Source organism: Nonomuraea sp. B1E8, from assembly GCF_039871515.1.
Classification (GTDB): Bacteria; Actinomycetota; Actinomycetes; order Streptosporangiales; family Streptosporangiaceae; genus Nonomuraea.
The window spans coordinates 274,951-291,962 of sequence record NZ_JBDPLS010000005.1 but is presented as its reverse complement, the minus strand read 5'-3'; the positions used below and the strand labels follow the sequence as shown (position 1 = coordinate 291,962).

Here is a 17,012-nt window from a genome sequence, read left to right as displayed (position 1 = left end):
TACCGGCCACGGGGATGGTTGTTACGGCGTCACCTGCCTGCCGCCGAAGGTCACGACGAGGCGGCCGTCCGAGGCGAACGACCAGCTCAGCGAGCCGCTGTAGGACGAGCAGCGCGACCCGTTCGAGCCGGACCAGAACTGGTTCGAGCCGTCGGCGTCACCGATGATCCGGTCGTTCGATCCGCTGTCGCACGAGGTGTTGCTCCGGAACACCGACGAGCCGCCGTCGAAGTTGAAGTTGCGTTCCTCGTTGCCGATGCTGACGTTGCCCGACACCGTCATCGTGCCGAGGTTGCGGTTGTAGGTGAACCCGTGCTTGCCGTTCTGGTAGGCGATGTTGCGCCGGATGACGTGGTCGACCCCGATGTCCTCGCCGCCGAGCTTGTAGCCGTTGCGGTCACCGTTGCCGGCCTGGCTGCCGTCGCTCAGGGTGCCGTTGTCGTAGGCGAGGGAGTCCTCGATGGTCACCGCGCCGATGGGTCCGGTGTCGTCCTTGGTGAACAGGTCGTAGCCGTCGTCGATGTTGTTGTGGGACACCGTGTAGCGGAAGACGTTGCCGGGGCCGACGGTGAGCTTCGGGGCGAAGCCGTCGGCGTCCTCGCCGTCGGAGTCGGCGTTGTCGTGCGACACCGAGCTCACGACGAGGTTGCCCGAGGGCCACTGGTCCGCGGGCGCCCCGGCGACCAGCCGCGAGAGTTGCAGGCCCGAGTCGCGGTTGAAGCGCGTCACCGTGCGCTCGATGATGTTGTTGTTGCCCGCGAGCAGGATGCCGTTGTCGCCGGCGCGCTCGACGACGATGCCGCGGATGTGCCAGAACGACCCGCCCACGGCCAGCCCGCGGTTGGCCGAGTCCTCGCTCTGGGCCGAGAAGTTCAGCACCGGCGTCTCGCCTGGATGGGCGAACAGTTCGGTGCGGTCGCCGGAGGTGCCGTCGTTGCCCGGCGGGATGGTGACCGTCTGCGAGAAGCGGTAGGTGCCGCCGCGCATGTAGATCGTCCCGCCGGGGGCGACGCGGGAGATCGCGGAGGTGAGGGTCGTCGGGTCCGACTCCGTCCCGTCCGCGCTGTCGCTGCCGCCCGGCGCCACGTACAACGTGTCGGCGGGCGGCTCGGTCGTGCCGCCCGCTTCAACGTCGATGTAGTCGATGTTGGGCAGGCCGTTCGAGGTGGTGGGGTTGAGCCGGATGGTGTTGCTTCCGGCGTTCAGCGGCACGGTCAGTGTCGTGGTGGTCCAGGCGGTCCAGGCGCCGGTGGCCGCGAACGGGACGGTCTGGGTGGTGGCGCCGTTGACGATCAGGTCGGCGGGGCGGCCGCTGGTGGTGCCGTTGGCGTGGCGGATGGCGAGGGTGGTGGTGCCTGCCGTGGCGGCGTTGACGGTGAACTGGGCGTAGCCGCCGGTGTTGTTGTCGCCGTTGCAGAACCCGCTGCCCGAATATCCGGAGTGGTCGCTGTCGATGCTGCCGTTGCAGACGGCGGGCGAGGTCTCGGCCTCGTAGCGGGTGGGTGCGGCGTGTGCCGGTTGCGCGAAGGCGAGCGTGCCGGCTAACAGGCCGGCGCAGGCGATGGCGGAGGTGAGGCGCATCATGCTGCTCCAATGGGTTGGGTACGGTGTCCCTTGCCCGGGCAAAGCAGAAACGGATGCCACAGTAGGAAAGCGCTTTCCCCTCGTCAACCGCCGCTGAAACTTTCATCCGGCCGCCAGTACGGCGATGATCCCTCCCTAGCGCCACGTGGGGCGGCCCAGCGCCGCGCAGCGGGCGCGAACCGCCTCCGCCTGGGCGTCCCCGAGAGCGTCGTAGCACTCCACGGCCCGCTTCCAGGCGTCCAGCGCGGCCGCCGTGTCGCCCGCCGCCATGTGCGTCTCCCCGAGCCGGACCAGCGTCTGCGCGGCGGGGTGGAGGTCGTCGCACTCCTGGAACAGTTCGGCCGCCCGCTCGTAGCCGGCCACCGCCCGCGCGTGGTCACCCATGGCGTCCAGCACGTAGGCGATGCTGTCCCAGGCGTGCCCCTCGCCCTGGGCGTAGCCGAGGTCCGCCAGGATGCGCTGCGCATGGCTGCAGTCGGTGAGCGCCTGGTCGTACTCACCGAGCTGGGCGCGCCACCAACCGGCGTTGTTCAGCGCCCGGGCCTTGCCGATGGTGTCTCCGCCCGCTTCGAAGAGCTCCAGGGCCCGCAGCGCGTGGCGGAGTTCCTCGCCGGGCCGTACCCGGCTGACCGGGACCGTCAGGCCCAGGTGCAGGTGCGCCTCCAGGACGGGCTCACCGAGGTCGCGGTGGAGCTCGATGGCCTGGTCGAAGTGCGTGACCGCCTCCTGGTCGCGGCCGAGCTTGGCGTGGGCGCGGGCCAGGCGGCTGTGGCTGCCGGCCTGCGCCAGGCGGTCGCCGAGCCGCGCCGCGGCGCTCAGCGCCACCGCCTCGACGTGCAGGATCTCCTCCCAGGGGCCGCGGCGCTGCATGAACTCGCCGAACCCCCACGCCAGCTGCCAGGCGTGCCGGTCCAGCCCGGCCTCGGCCGCCTCCGACACCACCGCGGGCAGCGCCACCGACTCGGCGGCGTACCAGCGCAGAGCCTCCGCCCGCCCGGCGAAGTGCTCCACGGCGACGCCAGGGGCGGGCGGGTCCGGCCTGACGCGTTCGCGGTGCGGATAGCAGGCGGCGCTGGCCGCGCACGCCGAGTGCACGTAGTGGTCCAGCAGGCGGCGGGTGGCCGACCGGCGCACGGTGCGGCTGTCGGTGGCGCGGGCCTGCTCGGCGGCGTACGCACGCAGCAGGTCGTGCAGGCGTACGCGGCCGCGGGCGGAGAGGTCGACGAGGTTGGCGCGGTCGAGGTGGTCGACCAGCTTCCGCGTACGCTCCACGGGCAGGGCGGCCAGGCTCGCCACCGCGGACAGCGGAAAGTCCGGGCCGGCCTGCCTGCCGAGATGGCGGAAGAGGCCGGCCGCCTCCTCGGTGAGCTCGCGGTAGGACCGGGAGAACACGACGCGCAGGTCGATCGCAGGGTCGGTGTCGGCGAACGGCTCCAGGTCCGTTTCCGCCCGTTCGAGGTCGGCGGCGATCTCGGCCAGGGGCAGGTCGCTGCGCCGTACCATCCGTGCCGCCACGATGGCCAGGGCCAGCGGCAGGCGGCCGCACCTGTCGATGATCAGCTCCGCGGCCTCGGGCTCGGCCGCCAGGCGGGCCTCGCCGACCCGGGCGGCCAGCAGGTGGCGGGCCTCCTCACGGGAAAGGACGCTCAGGTGGAGCAGCGACGCTCCGACGGTGACCGACAGCGAGGGCAGCTCGGACCGGCTGGTGATCAGCGTCAGCGAGCCGGGCGCGGTGGCCAGCAGGGGAGCGACCTGGTCGGCGCCGCGGGCGTCGTCGAGCATGACGAGCACCCGGCGGTCGGACACCAGGCTGCGGTAGAGCCCGATCTGGGCCTCGACGCCGGAGGGCACCTGGCTCTCCACGACGCCCAGCGCGCCGAGGAAGCGGGGCAGGACCGCGCGGGCGCCGGCGGGGTCGAGGGCGCCGAGGTCGGCGTAGAGCTGGCCGCCGGGGAAACGGTCGCGGTGCAGGTGCGCCCAGCGCAGCGCCAGCGACGACTTGCCCACGCCCGGCGGTCCCGAGATCACGCATACGGCGCCGGCGGCGGCCAGCCCTTCCAGCTCGGCCTTGCGGCCGACGAAGCACCCGAGGTGGACGGGCAACTGCGCGGGAACCGGACGTTCGGCCTCGGCCACCTCGTCGTGCCGTAGCAACAGGCGATGGACCCGGCGCAGCGCCGTCCCGGGTTCGACGCCCAGTTCCTCGGCGAGCGTTTGGCGCACGCTGGCGAAGCAGGTCAGCGCCTCGGCCGTACGCCCCGACGCGTGCAGCGCCTCGATCAGCGCGACGGCGACCAGCTCGTCCAGCGGGTACTCCTCCGCCAGCGGCGACAGCGCCGCCACCGCGGCTCCCGGGTCGGCGTCGGTCACCGAACGCGCCCACCTCAGCACGATCTCCTTGCGCTCGTCCCGCAGCCGCCGGCGGGCCCGCTCGGCCCACTCGCCCGGCAGCCCCGTCAGCGGGTCACCGTGCCACAGCGCCAGCGCCTCGCTCAGCAGCGGCCGAGGATCCGGTACGGCTGCCGCCCGCTCGGTGAGGCGGCGGAACCGCGACAGGTCCACGGCGGATTCGTCCACGTCGAGCAGGTAGCCGCCGAGCTTGCGCGGCACGTCGCCGTCGTCGCCGAGCACCTCGTGGCGGAGGTGGGTGATGATCGTGTAGAGGGTGTTCCGCGCGCCGGACGGGATCCGTTCGCCCCAGATCCGGGTCAGCAGCGTCTCGACGGGAACGACCCTGCCGACCTCCCAGGCGAGCGCGGCGAGCGCGAGGGCGGCCTGCGGGGGGCGCACCGCACTGGTCTGATCCGCGCGCTCCAGCTCCACCGGTCCGAGCAACCGAATCAACATGGCCTTCCAGCGTAGTCAAGGGAGATCGGCTCCTCCCAGGTTGTCATGCCTTCGGAACAGCATTGAGAAGTCATTGAGAAATCACTGAGGTGCCCGGGTGAGGCTGCCAGGAGAAGGCTCCTCTTCGGGAAGCGAGGGCTCATGCACGCCTTACACGGACTCTGCGACCGCCTGGTCGCACGGCTCGTCCCCCAGGTCAAGGCCTCAGCCATGGGGTGCTACTGGCAGTGGGACGACAAGCCGCAGCAGTGCTACAAGCGCTGGTGCTGTGTGTACCAAAGCGGGACCAGATGCAACGGCTGGGTCCGCTGCTGACGGACAACGGGAGGCAGGACGTCATGCGGGTTCTCACCAGACTCACCGATCGGCTCGTCGAACGGCTCGTCCCCCAGGTCACGGCCGCCGCCAGCAGCTGCTGGGAGGAATATCGCACCGTGATGGGTGGCCGGTGCCAGTACCGCAGGTGCTGCACCTACAACACGGGGACCAGGTGCAACGGCTGGTCCTACTGCTAGACGCCGGTCCGGTGTCGTGATCCACGGGCCGGGCCCTCTGATCAGGCCCGGCCCTCCGTACCGCGATGAGGAGATCGTGATGGTTTACGCCCTGTGGGCGGCCGTGGTGGTGCTGGCCGTGTTGTGCGCCCTCAACCTGGTGCTGGGCTTGGGCATCATCCGCAGGCTGCGCGAACACACCGAACGCCTCAACGGCCTGTACGAGCAGGCCGGCGGCGCCCCGCCACCCTCGCTCCAGCCCGGTGAGACGGTGGCGGAGTTCGAGGCGGGGCACGCGCTGCGCGGGCGTACGCTGGTCGGCTTCTTCTCCCCGTCGTGCTCGCCCTGCACGGAGCTGGCCCCCAAGTTCGCCGAGCTGGCCTCGACGATGCCGCGTGAACAGGTCATCGCCGTGATCGCCGGCCTTCGCGACGAGACCGGGCCGATGCGCGAGCTGCTCGAACCTGTCGCCATGGTCGACACGGCCGGCCCGGACGGCGGGTCGATGGCCAAGGCGTTCAAGGTGGCGGCCTTCCCCCGGGTCTTCCTCGTCGACGACAGCCGCACCGTGCTCGCGACAGGACATGACCTGGCCGACGTGCTGGCCCTGACCGCCGCGCGTGGCTGAGTGGTCCTGGCCGCGCGCGCTGGCCGCCGTCACGGGGCTGGCCTGGCGCAGCGCGCCCGCGACGGTGCTCTTCTACGTCGGCGCCACCCTGGCCCAGGCCGCGGTCCCCATCTCCACGACCTGGTTCACCAAGGCGCTGCTCGACGCGCTGACCGCCGGCAGCGGCTCCGTGCTCGGCGCGGCGCTCGGGCTGGCCGCCAGCGGCCTGGCCGCCGGCGTGCTGCCGAGCCTGTCCACCTACGCCAACGGCGCCCTGGGCAGGGCGGTCGGGCTGCGCGCCACCGACCGGCTGTTCGCCGCCACCGGGAAGTTCGCCGGGCTGCGCTACTTCGAAGACCCCGCCTTCCTGGACCGGCTGCGCCTGGCCCAGCAGTCCACCACCGACTGCCACGGGCTGCTCGGATCCGCTTTCGACGTCGGCAGGGCCGCGCTCACGGTCGCCGGGTTCCTCGGGGCGCTGGCGCTGATCAACCCGTGGATGGCCCTGATCGTGCTGGCCTCGCTCGCGCCGGCGCTCGCCGCCCAGCTACGCCTGGCCAGGCAGTACACGACGATGATGTGGCAGACCAGCCCCGCCCAGCGCAGGGAGTTCTTCTACGGCCAGCTGCTGACCGGCGTCCAGGCCGCCAAGGAGGTCCGGCTGTTCGGGATCGGCGGCTTCCTGCGCGGGCGGATGCTGGCCGAGCGCAGGGGCGTCAACCGCGCCCAGCGCCGCCTGGACCTGCGCCGGCTGGCCACGAACGGCGCGCTCGAACTGCTGGCCGCGCTGGTGGCCGGCGGCGGGCTGGTGTGGGCGGGCATGGTGGCGCGCGAAGGCAGGATCAGCGCGGGGGACGTGGTGATGTTCATCGGCGCGGTGGCGGGCACCCAGCTGGGGCTCAACACGATGGTGCACATGATCGCGCAGATGGCCCAGAGCCTGCGCATGTTCGGCCACTACCTCGACGTCACCCACACCCCGCCCGACCTGCCCGTGGCGGCCACCACCCCGCTGCCTGCGCTGCGGCGCGGCATCGAACTGCGCGACGTGTGGTTCCGGTACGGCGACGACCACCCCTGGATCCTGCGCGGCGTCGACCTGTTCATCCCGTACGGCGGCACCGTCGCCCTGGTCGGGCTGAACGGAGCGGGCAAGAGCACCCTGGTCAAGCTGCTGTGCCGGTTCTACGACCCCACCAGGGGCACGATCCTGTGGGACGGGGTGGACCTGCGCCAGAGCGACCCCGCCGACCTGCGCGCCCGGATCAGCGCCGTCTTCCAGGACCACATGGCCTACGACCTGTCCGCCGCCGAGAACATCGGCCTCGGGAATCTCCCCCTGATCGACTCCGAACCCGACATCCAGGCCGCCGCCCGGCGGGCCGGCATCCACGACACGCTCGCCGAACTGCCGCGCGGCTACGAGACCCTGCTGACCCGGCTCTTCTTCAGCGACGGCGACGAGGACTCCGCGTCCACCGGGGTCGAGTTGTCGGGCGGGCAGTGGCAGCGGATGGCCATCGCCCGCGCGTTGTTGCGCGACCGGCCCGACCTGATGATCCTCGACGAGCCCAGCTCGGGGCTGGACCCCGAAGCCGAACACGACATCCACGTCCGGATGCGCGCCGGCCGGTCAGGGCGTACCAGCCTGCTCATCTCGCACCGGCTCAACACCGTGCGCGACGCCGACCTCATCGTCGTGCTGGAGGAGGGGCAGGTGGCCGAGCAGGGGCGGCACGAGGAACTGATGGACCGGCAGGGTCCCTACGCCAGGCTGTTCACCCTGCAGTCCGCGGGCTACGTCTCGGAGCACATCGGATGAGATACGTGGTGGGAATCGTGCTGGGCGCGGTCGCCGTCCTGGTGTGGTTGCGCGGGCGGTTCGTCACGGTCACGGTCGAGGGCGCCAGCATGGAACCCACCCTGCGCCCGGGCCAGCGGCTGCTGGCCCGGCGTACCAGGGGCGTGACGGGCGATGTCGTGATCGTGCGCAACCCGCACCCCGTACCGCCGCTGCTGGTCAAGCGGCTGGCCGCCTGCGAAGGCGAACCGCTGCCCGCCGTGCTGGGCGGCGGTCCGGTGCCCGCCGGTCGCGTCGCGGTCCTCGGTGACAACCCGCACCGCAGCGTGGACTCCCGGCACTTCGGCCTGCTGCCCGCCTCTCATGTGGTGGCGGTCATCAGGTCCCTGCCGCCACGAGGGGAACAGTAGCGATCATGCAGTATGTCGAGGTGGCGAGCAGGCTGCTGCTGGTCACGGTGTTCGCGTTCGCCCTGGCGGGCAAGGTCCGCGGCCGTGCGGCGTGGGCGGGGTTCGTCGAGTCGATCAGCGAGATGGCGGTGATCGGCAAGGCGGTCGTCCCGATGGCCGCCGTGGCCGTCACCGCGGCGGAGGCCGCGGTGATCGTGCTGGTCCTGGTTCCCCCGCGCTGGGCCGCGACGGCGGGATTCGTGCTGGCGGCCGTGCTGCTCAGCTGCTTCACGCTGGCCGTGGGCGCGGTCGCCCGCAGGCCCGCCCCGGTGCCGTGCCGGTGCTTCGGCCCCTCCGAGACACCGCTCGGCGTGCCGCACGTGGTGCGCAACCTGATCCTCGTCACGGCGTCCCTGCTCGGGCTGGTGGGATCTCTGGCGAACGGCTCCGCCGACCTGGTGCTCGGCTCGGCCGCCGGGGTTCTGGGAGCCGTACTGGGGCTGCTGATGGCGCGATGGGACGACCTCGCGGCGCTGCTGGGACCGTCCGCCTGGTCGTCCCGGCGACTCACGCCTGCGGGCGGTCGACGGCGCAGGCGTCTCGGTTGAGGGAGAACCTGCTCGGCAGGGACGTGTCGCCCGTGTGGCTGACGAGATAGCCCAGCGTGACGCTGCCGCCAGGGGCGATGGAGCCGTTGTGGGCGGCGTTGACCGCGGTGACGATGTCGCCGCTCTGGGTGAGGTCGGTGTTCCAGTCGGAGATGACGGTCTGCCCGCGCGAGAGGGGGAATCTCAGCGTCCACCCGTCGATCGGGGTGGTGCCGGTGTTGGTGATGGTGAGGTCGACGGTCATGCCGCCACCCCAGGTCCGCGTGGTGTGCCCGATCAGGCAGGCCGGCTTCGCGCGTTCGAACGAGACGCGGTGCAGGCCCCCGGGAAGGTCGTTGACGACGTACAGCTCGCCCTCCGGCGTGGCGCCGAACGCGGTGACCTGCGTCGGCGTCTGGCCGAGCTCGGCCTGGAGATAGCCGCCCGCGCCGTCCTCGCGCAGCGCCCACACGGTGGAGGAGCAGTAGTCGGTGGCGATGTAGGTGCCGCCGGCCAGGTCGGCGAACTCCTCGCCGTGGTAGACCTGCCCGCCGATGACGGCGCAGCCGCCGGTGTGCGGGGAGTAGGTGAAAACCGGCTCGGTGTAGTCGGCGTCGGAGTCGCACTGGGTCTCGTCGAACACCTCCAGCCCCTCGTAGCAGGACCAGCCGAGGTTCGCGCCGGCCTGCCGTCCGGGCTTGACGTGGTTGATCTCCTCCCACCTGCCCTGGCCGACGTCGGCGATCCACATCGAGCCGTCCGCCGGGTCGACGGAGAAGCGCCAGGGGTTGCGCCCGCCGTACATCCAGATCTCCTCGCGCGCGCCCGCGACGCCGGCGAACGGGTTGTCCTCGGGTACGCAGTAGGACAGGTCGCCGCAGCTCCGGCTGACGTCGATGCGCAGGATCTTGCCCAGCAGGGTGTCCACGCGCTGCCCGGAGTCGAAGGGGTCACCTGAGCCGCCGCCGTCGCCGATGCTCATGTACAGGTTGCCGTCGGCGCCGAAGGTGATCTGGCCGCCGTTGTGGTTGCTGTTCTCGGCGTGCTCCTGGGAGAGCAGGGGTTCGAGGCTCGCGTCGTCCAGCCCGTACCGTGCCAGGGTCACCGCGCCGTCCGGCAGCGCCGTGTAGGCGAGGTACAGGTCATGGCTCTCGGCGAAGTCGGGCGAGAGGGCGATGCCGAGCAGCCCGCGCTCGTTGCCGGACTCGTCCACCGACGCCGTGATGTCGATGATCGGGGTCTGGTCGAGACCGGTGTCCGGGTGGTAGACCCGCACGGTCCCGCGCTTCTCGGTGATGAACAGCCTGTCCGTCCCGTCATCGGGTGCGGCGATGGCGGTGGGGCGGCGTAAACCGAAGGCGACCTGGGTGGTGACCGCGTTGATCTCCTCCAGCGGCACCTCGGAGACGGACGTCGCCGCGGCGACCGGTGGGGTGAGCACGCCCGCGGGGGCGAGCAGCGGCAGGGTCAGGGCGAGCAGTACGGGGGCGGCCCAGCGTTTACCTGGCATGGGGGACTCCAGAGGCGAGGCGTCGTCGGATCGGACGGTATAGGCTCGCCCGCCGTCCCAACCAGGGCGGCGATCACGATGTACGCACGGAGCTGACGCGCCAGGCCGTTGACCCCATCTCACCTGCGGTGATGCGGCATCCTCCGGCAGGGCCCGCCACCGGCCGCATGAAACGTACATCGCCCAGCGCGCGTGGCCGCGAGTTCGAGGCGCTGGGACCGCCGGTGACCGGACTAAGGTGCGAGGCGGCCCAGCACCGGGTAGTCCTCGGTCTCCGTACGGACGAAGCCGACGACGAGCGTCCTGCCAGGGGCGGCCGCGATGGCTTGGGACTGCATGCCCTTCGGCCAGGTGACGCGGGTCCGCGGTTCCCAGGTGCGCCCGTCCTGTGACCTTACGAGCATCATCTCACCCGCCTGCACCCGCAGGCCGATCCATACGTTCCCGTCCCGGCCGAGCTGGGACAGCGCCGGGCGGCCGAGCTCGGCGACCAGGGGTTTCTCCCACTGGCCTGACGAGGAGAGCAGGGCGGAGAACGTCTTGGTGAGGGAGCCGCCCTGGCGTGCCAGCCCCGTGACGATCACCGTGTCCCGCCCGACGACGGCCTCGGTGACCCACGCGCCCTGCCCGTCCGGCAGGCCGATCGCCGGCATGGGCTGCCACGAGAGGCCGTCGGCCGAATACGTCAGGCAGTTCGCCGTGGTGCTGCCGCCCGGGCACGTGCCCGGGGCGACGTAGCCGTACTCTCCGCCCGCCAGGTCGCTGGGGAACTCGAAGGGGGAGGGGACCTGCTGCCAGGTGACCAGGTCGGTGGAGCGCCAGGATGTTTGCTTCGCGTCCTTCGAGGACGTCACCAGATAGCTGTCCCTGGCCGCCGCGGCGTCCCTGACCGTGCCGAAGTCGTGCCCGGAACGCTGCCAGGTGCGGCCGTCGCGCGAGGTGTAGACCCCGGGGCCGATCGCGAGCCAGCCGCTCGGGCCGTGCACCACGGCGGTGAACGCGCCTGGCGTCTCCAGGCCCGCACGTTGCCAGGTCGCGCCGCTGTCGGTGCTCCACCAGGCGCTGGCCATGCCCTGGGACTGGCCGACGGCCACGGTGACGTCTCCCGCGTGGCGCAGGTCGTTGACCCGGGTGACGGGGTAGCGCAGCCCCGCGACGCCGCTGAAGTCGATGGGGGCGACGTCGCTGTCCGGGCCCGCGGAGAACAACCGCAGGTCGAGACGCTCCGGCCGGTTGGTGGAGAAGACACCCAAGGTGTCGCCGCTGAGGAGAGCACCGGTCCTGGTCGTCGCCATCACCGGCTGGTAGGCGTTCAGCTCGCGGGAGGTCCCCAGGGAGTCCCAGCCGGAGCCGTCCTCGCTGTGGAGGAGCCTGGCCTCTTCGCCATATCCGGGCTCCCCGATCGGTACGGCGTCCATGAGCAGGTAGAACCCGGTCGCGCCCGCGGCGAACCCCTTCGGCGATGAACCCTCGCTGGAGCCCAGCTCCTTCCACGACGCGCCGTCGGCCGAACCGGCGATGGTGGTGGTCTTGAACTCCTTGCTGAAGGCGGCGTAGAAGGACTTGCCGTCCGTGGCGAGGACGGGCGTGCTCGTGCCGGTGTCGAGCGTGGCGGTCTGCCAGGTGCGGCCGCCGTCCGCCGACCTCGCGGTCAGGCGGCCACTCGTCCCATCGGCGGAGTCGCCGTCGATGAGCACGTTGTCGCCGTGGGCGACCATGCTCGTACGGCCTGACGGCAGTGCGGTCGTGGTCGTCGTCCGCTGCCACTGCCGGCCGTCCGCCGAGGTCCAGACCGCGGTCGGGCTCGCCTTCCGTGCCGACGCGTCCCGCGCGCCCTTGATCACGAATCCGCTGTTGGTTGCCACGAGGCCGGACAGGTTGTAGCCGGCCATGTCACCGAGGGCGTCGCCGCTGACGGGCTGCCAGGCGTGACCGTCGGCGCTGGTCCACGCCACAAGGGAGTGCTCGGACAGCCTGCTGGGGAAGGCCACCCAGCCCTTGTCCCCGCCCGCCACGAGGCCCGCGGCCATCGACTCGGTCCCGGGCGGCGGCACCGACTTCCAGGTCGCGCCGCTGTCGTCGGAGACCAGGAAGATCGGGCGAGTCGTCGAATATGTGCCCACGGTCTCACCGCCCACCACGACCACGGTGTCGTCGCGGACGGCCGCGGCGTTGACGTACTGGTCGAGCCCGCCGTCGGGTGCCGGCTCTGACGGAGGCGGGAAGAGCCGGTCGGCCCTGATCACCTGGCCGGTCTGCGGTGCCGTCGCCTCCTTCTGGGCGACCTGGCCGTCCGGCCGGAACACCACGAAGGCGGCCGCCGCGCCGAGCACGAGCACGACACCGGCCGCCACGGCTCCCCACACCCAGGAGCGCCGCCGCGCCGACGCCATGTGCGCGGGTGTCCCGTGCGCAGACGAGGGCACTCCGTACGCGGACGGGGGCGTTCCGTGCGAAGGCAGGGGTGCCATGTGCGGGGGGGTCCCGTGCGAAGGCGGGGGTGCCATGGGCGGGGGCGCCGTGGGGGCGCCGCGCAGGGCGGTGACGACCTCGTCGAGGCCGGGGCGGGCCGCCGGGTTGGGGTTCACGGCGGCGGACACGAGCTCGCGCAGCGGTCCGTCCAGCACGTCGAGGTCCTCGGCGGTCGGCGATGGGTTGCCGCTCGCGGCGCACACCACGATCTGGCCCCACGTGAAGACCTCGGCGGCCTGGGAGGGCTCCTGCTCGGGCGCGATGTACGCGGGTCGCGGGGTGGCGAGGGGAGCGGTGGCCGCGGGGCCGAAGTCGGTGATCCGCAACCCTTCGGGCCCGAGGGTCACTCCGTCGGGGGTGAGGCCGCTCCGGCGTACGCCCGCCTGGTAGATCGCGTGCAGCCCGGCCGCGATCTCGCCCGCCATGCGCCACAGCCCCGGCCCGGAGAAGGGGCCGCGCGCCAGCGCCTGGCCCAGCGTCTCGCCCTCGACGTGCGCGCGCACCACGTACGGCCGCGCCGCGCGGACGTCGCCGCCCAGGACGCCGGCGACGAACGGCGAGCCGACCCTGCGGGACGCGGCGAGGTCGCGCTCCAGCTCGGGCAGCGCCTCGGCGTCGAAGGCCGCCTCGGCGGATGCGTCCGCGGCGAAGGTCCTGACGACGACCTGCCGCCCGGACGGGGTGCGCGCCAGACAGGTGACCGCGTCGCCGTCCCGCCCGACCTGGGCGATGAGCGTGTTGCCGCCGATCTGCTCCTCAGATGGCGCGCCCACGATCCCTCCCCACTCGATGTGCCGACATGGGGTGATGATCCCGGTTACCGGTTGCGAACGGCTTAACGGATGATCGCGCCAGAAAGAGGACCCTCCGCGTCAGGGCGAGGGACGGTCGTGGAGCAGGGCGGCCAGTTCCACCCGCGAGGTCACGCCCAGCTTGGGGAAGGCCTTGTAGAGGTGGTAGGCGACCGTGCGAGGGCTGAGGAACAGGTGTGCGGCGATCTCCCGGTTGCTGGCGCCGGTGGTCGCCATCCGCACCACCTGGAGCTCCTGGGGCGTGAGCGCGGCCAGTCCGGTGGCCGTGGCCGTGGCGGCGGGCTTGGAGCCGTGGCCGGTGGCGCGGAGTTCGGTGCTCGCCCGCTCTGCCCAGGCCGTGGCGCCGAGCCGGTCGAAGGCGTCGAACGCGGCCTGCAGGGGTTCGCGGGCGTCGGCGCGGCGGCGTGCGCGGCGTAGCCACTCACCGTAGGCCAGACGCGTGCGCGCGTGGTCGAAGGCCCGTGGCCGGCCGGAGAGCCCGGCGCGGTCATGGAGTTCGAGGGCCCGTGCGAAGTGGCCTTCCGCGTCGTCGTGGTCGGCGAGCAGCGCGGAGCAGCGGTGCAGCGTGGCCAGCGCCCAGTCGCGGCGCACCCTGGCCGACCATTCGGCGTAGCGCGCCAGGTGCGGTCTGGCCAGGTCGGCCCTGCCCGCTCTGGCCGCGGCCTCGACCAGGTCGGGGGTCTGCATGATGGCGATCAGCGGATGGCCGCCGCTCACCGCGGCATGGGGCAGGAGGTGGGCCAGCGCCTCGTCGGCGTGGCCGAGCGAGAGGTCGAGCAGCCCCAGTGCCCATGAGGCGATGGCGGCGCTCGGCGGGATACGCTGCGCCTCGGCGTGGCGCAGGCAGAGCATGGCCCGTTCACGGCATGACTCCTCCTCGCCCGCCACCGCGTCCAGCCAGGCGAGCACCCCTCTGAAGTGGCAGGCGCGGTTGTCCTGGCCCAGCTCCACGGCCAGGTCGAGCCCTTCGGCGGCGGTGGCCGCGGCGAAGTGGTGGCGGCCGGACAGCAGTTCGGCCGAGGCGAGCAACTGCAGCGCGAGGGGCAGCCAGCCGACGCGGCCCGCGGCCCGGCAGGCCCGCACCGCCTCGCCCGCCACGTCGGTCAGCCCCACGTCATCGCCCACCATGGCGGCGGCCGCGGTCATGATCGCGCCGAGGGGTGTCTCGGGGGTGACCGCGCCGAGCGGCGGCCTGGCGTTCTCCATGTCGTCCACCGGGTGGCCCGCGCCGTCGACGACCTGGCCGAGGGCGAGCACCGTGCCGACCAGAGGCGTGAGCGGGCTGCCGTGCGGGAGAGGGACGGCGGCCAGCGCCTCGGAGGCCGAGCGCGTACGTGCCGGGTCGTTGAGGAACCAGCCGTTCTTCACGGCGTCGAGCAGCATGGTGGCGGCGAGCTCCGGATGGGTCCTCGCGATGGGCGCGGAGCGGTCGAGCAGCAGGCGGTGGACGTCGGCGGGGGAGCCACGGTCGAAGGCGGCGCTCGCGCGGAGCAGGCCGATCCTGGCCTGGCCCGCGAGGTCGGCGCCGGCGCGCTCCGCCTGGCCGGCGAGCGCCTCGGCGAGCGCGGGGTCGCCTGACGTGCCGGCGGCCTCCGCCGCGGAGACGAGCAGGGCGGCCCGGTCAGGAGCCGAGGCGGTCAGCCACGCCGCTCGCTCCAGCGCGACGGCCGCGGTGCCCGGAGCTCCGCGGCGCAGCGCGCGCCGGGCACCGCGTTCGAGGTCGCGGGCCACCTCGGCGTCGGGGCCCGTCGCCGCGGCGGCGCGGTGCCAGGCTCCGCGTTCGGGATCGAGCGCTCTGGCCAGCGCCTGGTGCACGGCGAGCCGCCGGCTGAAGGGCGCGTCGTGGTAGACGGCGGTTCTCACGAGGGGGTGGCGGAACACCACGCGGCGGCCGTCGGCGGTGTCCTCGATCGTGACGATGCCCGCCCTTTCCGCGGCGTCCAGCGCCTGCGGGCGTACGCCCAGTTCGTCGGCCGCGCGGAGGACGGCGGCGAGCTCGCCGCCGTCCTCGGCCGCGGCCGCGAGCAGCAGCGTGGCCGTGTCGGCGGGGAGGCCGCGAACGCGTTCGGCGTACAGGCGGCGCAGGTGGTCGGGGAGCGGCAATGGGCCGACCAGCGGGGTGTGGGCGGTGCGCTGGTCCGCGGTGAGAGCCGCGGGCAGGTCGTGCAGGGCCAGGGGGTTGCCGCCGGTCGCGGCGGCGATCCGTTCGCGTACGTGCGCTGCCAGCTCCGGGTGCCGCTCGGAGAGGAAGGCGGAGGCGGAGGCGTGGTCGAGCCCTCGTACGGGCAGCTCGGGCAGCCCGGGGAAACGTGCGGAGTGGCCGTCGCGGACCGCGAGCAGCAGCCCGATCGACTCGCCGGTCAGCCGCCTGGCCACGAACCCCAGCGCGTCGGCGGACGGCACGTCGAGCCAGTGCGCGTCGTCCACCACGCAGAGCACGGGGGTTTCCTCGGCCGCATCGCCCAGCAACGTGAGCATGCCCAGCGAGACCAGCAACCGCCCGCCCGCGTCTTCCGCCGCCGGGCCGCCGTCGCCGGGCCCGGCCAGGCCGAAGGCGCGGGACAGCGCGGCGGCCTGCGGGCCCGGGAGCGCGGAGACGCCTGGGAGCAGGGGGCGCAGGAGCTGGTGCAGAGCGGCGAAGGGCAGGTCGGCCTCGCTCTCGACGCCGTGGACGCGCAGCACGCGGACGCCCTCCGCCCGGCCCGCGGAGTGGTCGAGGAGGGCGGTCTTGCCCGTGCCGGGCTCGCCGGTCAGCAGGAGCGCTCCGCTGCCGCCCGCCCGGACCGCCTCGATGAGGTGCTGGATCCGGCGGAGCTCCGCGTCACGCCCGTACAGCATGTCTCGGAACCCTAGCCCACGGTCCGCGACCTCCCGTATCCCCACTGTTCGGTTGACGGATTCGGGACCCGGCCGGCGCCTCCTACCGTCGTGGTCCGTAGTCACGAGACGTCAGGAGGTGGCCGGAATGAAAGATCGCGGTGCCGTGGTCGTCACGGGCGCTTCGTCGGGCATCGGCAGGGCGACCACGCTGGCGCTGGCCAGGGTGGGGTTCACCGTGTTCGCCGGGGTCAGGAGCGACGCCGCGGCCCAGGAGGTGGCGGCGCTGGCGCCGGGCAGGACGTTGCCGCTGCGGATCGACGTCACCGACGGTCATCTGATCGCGGAGGCGGTCGCGACGGTGTCCGGCCATGTGGGCTCCGGCGGGCTGTCCGGCGTGGTGAACAACGCGGGCACCGGCTCGCCGTACCCGCTGGAGCTGATCCCGCTGGACGACCTGCGGCGTGAGCTGGAGGTCAACCTCGTCGGGCAGCTCGCGGTGGCCCAGGCTTTTCTGCCGTTGTTGCGCAGGGGAGCCGGACGGCTGGTGAACGTGGGTTCGGAGGGCGGGCGGATCACGCTGCCGTACATCGCCCCGGTCACCATGTCGAAGCACGCGCTGGTGTCGCTCACCGACGCGCTGCGCATGGAGCTGCGCCCGTGGGGGATCCACGTGGTGCTGGTCGAGCCCGGCGCGACCGCCAGCGCGGCGCCGGGCAAGATGGTCGCCGCCGCCCGGCGGCTCATCGACGGCCTGGCCGAGCCGGGCAGGCAGCTGTACGGCGAGTCGTTCGGCGCGGTCGTCGACCGGATCGCCGAGCGCAGCGACCGCGGCAGCCCGCCCGAGGTGATCGCCCGCGCGATCCTGCGCGCGCTGACCGCGCCCCGCCCGGCGACCCGATATCCCGCGGGCGGGCACGCCAAGCTGCTCACCAAGCTGCCCCGGCTGCTGCCCGACCGCCTGCTCGATCGGCTCTTCCTGCGGATGCTCGGCATGGACCCGGCCTTCGGCGGCCGGCGGTACGAAGCCCATCCCCGGCCCACGACCCGCAAGTGAGATGGACGTTGACCACTTTGCCCAGACCACGGCGA

11 protein-coding genes are annotated in these 17,012 nt (G+C 72.8%); 6 read left to right on the top strand and 5 right to left on the bottom strand.

The features are described from left to right. Positions 1–21: 21 nt before the first annotated feature. Positions 22–1,581, bottom strand: coding sequence for a CBM35 domain-containing protein (locus ABGA98_RS19340; protein ID WP_347619983.1), 1,560 nt, complete (start codon positions 1,579–1,581; stop codon positions 22–24). Between the two features lie 138 nt (positions 1,582–1,719). Next, complete coding sequence (locus ABGA98_RS19335) at positions 1,720–4,431, bottom strand: BTAD domain-containing putative transcriptional regulator (protein ID WP_347619720.1); 2,712 nt, start codon at positions 4,429–4,431, stop codon at positions 1,720–1,722. A gap of 290 nt (positions 4,432–4,721) precedes the next feature. Here ABGA98_RS19335 and ABGA98_RS19330 point away from each other — a divergent pair, with 290 nt between their 5' ends. The 5 genes from ABGA98_RS19330 to ABGA98_RS19310 all read left to right on the top strand — a co-directional run bounded on the left by ABGA98_RS19330 (position 4,722) and on the right by ABGA98_RS19310 (position 8,330). Further along, positions 4,722–4,946 carry a hypothetical protein gene (locus ABGA98_RS19330; RefSeq protein ID WP_347619719.1) on the top strand — a complete coding sequence of 75 codons (225 nt, stop codon included), beginning with the start codon at positions 4,722–4,724 and terminating at the stop codon, positions 4,944–4,946. 79 nt (positions 4,947–5,025) lie between these two features. Next, positions 5,026–5,553, top strand: coding sequence for a thioredoxin domain-containing protein (locus tag ABGA98_RS19325; protein WP_347619718.1), 528 nt, complete (start codon positions 5,026–5,028; stop codon positions 5,551–5,553). Next, a complete protein-coding gene (locus ABGA98_RS19320) occupies positions 5,546–7,354 on the top strand; it encodes an ABC transporter ATP-binding protein (RefSeq protein WP_347619717.1) in 1,809 nt (602 codons plus the stop codon). Before ABGA98_RS19325 ends, ABGA98_RS19320 begins: the two co-directional genes overlap by 8 nt. Continuing rightward, positions 7,351–7,743, top strand: a complete 393-nt coding sequence (locus ABGA98_RS19315) for a S26 family signal peptidase (protein ID WP_347619716.1) — start codon at positions 7,351–7,353, stop codon at positions 7,741–7,743. Before ABGA98_RS19320 ends, ABGA98_RS19315 begins: the two co-directional genes overlap by 4 nt. Positions 7,744–7,748: 5 nt before the next feature. Beyond that, positions 7,749–8,330, top strand: coding sequence for a MauE/DoxX family redox-associated membrane protein (locus tag ABGA98_RS19310; protein WP_347619715.1), 582 nt, complete (start codon positions 7,749–7,751; stop codon positions 8,328–8,330). Here the strand turns inward: ABGA98_RS19310 and ABGA98_RS19305 are convergent. The 3 genes from ABGA98_RS19305 to ABGA98_RS19295 all read right to left on the bottom strand — a co-directional run bounded on the left by ABGA98_RS19305 (position 8,290) and on the right by ABGA98_RS19295 (position 15,941). Further along, positions 8,290–9,819, bottom strand: coding sequence for a PQQ-dependent sugar dehydrogenase (locus ABGA98_RS19305; protein ID WP_347619714.1), 1,530 nt, complete (start codon positions 9,817–9,819; stop codon positions 8,290–8,292). The genes ABGA98_RS19310 and ABGA98_RS19305 overlap by 41 nt on opposite strands. A 233-nt stretch (positions 9,820–10,052) precedes the next feature. Beyond that, complete coding sequence (locus ABGA98_RS19300) at positions 10,053–13,064, bottom strand: hypothetical protein (RefSeq protein ID WP_347619713.1); 3,012 nt, start codon at positions 13,062–13,064, stop codon at positions 10,053–10,055. Positions 13,065–13,163: 99 nt separating this feature from the next. Then, positions 13,164–15,941: an AAA family ATPase gene (locus tag ABGA98_RS19295; RefSeq protein ID WP_347619712.1), complete on the bottom strand. Its 2,778-nt coding sequence runs from the start codon at positions 15,939–15,941 to the stop codon at positions 13,164–13,166. 127 nt (positions 15,942–16,068) lie between these two features. Between ABGA98_RS19295 and ABGA98_RS19290 the strand changes: the two genes are divergently transcribed. Next, positions 16,069–16,977 carry an SDR family NAD(P)-dependent oxidoreductase gene (locus tag ABGA98_RS19290; protein ID WP_347619711.1) on the top strand — a complete coding sequence of 303 codons (909 nt, stop codon included), beginning with the start codon at positions 16,069–16,071 and terminating at the stop codon, positions 16,975–16,977. Positions 16,978–17,012: the final 35 nt, after the last annotated feature.

Excerpts from the sequence above, each read along its gene's own strand:
- ABGA98_RS19340 (WP_347619983.1), bottom strand. The coding sequence starts at position 1,581 with ATGCGCCTCACCTCCGCCATCGCCTGCGCCGGCCTGTTAGCCGGCACG.
- ABGA98_RS19335 (WP_347619720.1), bottom strand. The coding sequence starts at position 4,431 with ATGTTGATTCGGTTGCTCGGACCGGTGGAGCTGGAGCGCGCGGATCAG.
- ABGA98_RS19330 (WP_347619719.1), top strand. The coding sequence starts at position 4,722 with ATGCAACGGCTGGGTCCGCTGCTGACGGACAACGGGAGGCAGGACGTC.
- ABGA98_RS19325 (WP_347619718.1), top strand. The coding sequence starts at position 5,026 with ATGGTTTACGCCCTGTGGGCGGCCGTGGTGGTGCTGGCCGTGTTGTGC.
- ABGA98_RS19315 (WP_347619716.1), top strand. The coding sequence starts at position 7,351 with ATGAGATACGTGGTGGGAATCGTGCTGGGCGCGGTCGCCGTCCTGGTG.
- ABGA98_RS19310 (WP_347619715.1), top strand. The coding sequence starts at position 7,749 with ATGCAGTATGTCGAGGTGGCGAGCAGGCTGCTGCTGGTCACGGTGTTC.
- ABGA98_RS19305 (WP_347619714.1), bottom strand. The coding sequence starts at position 9,819 with ATGCCAGGTAAACGCTGGGCCGCCCCCGTACTGCTCGCCCTGACCCTG.
- ABGA98_RS19295 (WP_347619712.1), bottom strand. The coding sequence starts at position 15,941 with ATGCTGTACGGGCGTGACGCGGAGCTCCGCCGGATCCAGCACCTCATC.
- ABGA98_RS19290 (WP_347619711.1), top strand. The coding sequence starts at position 16,069 with ATGAAAGATCGCGGTGCCGTGGTCGTCACGGGCGCTTCGTCGGGCATC.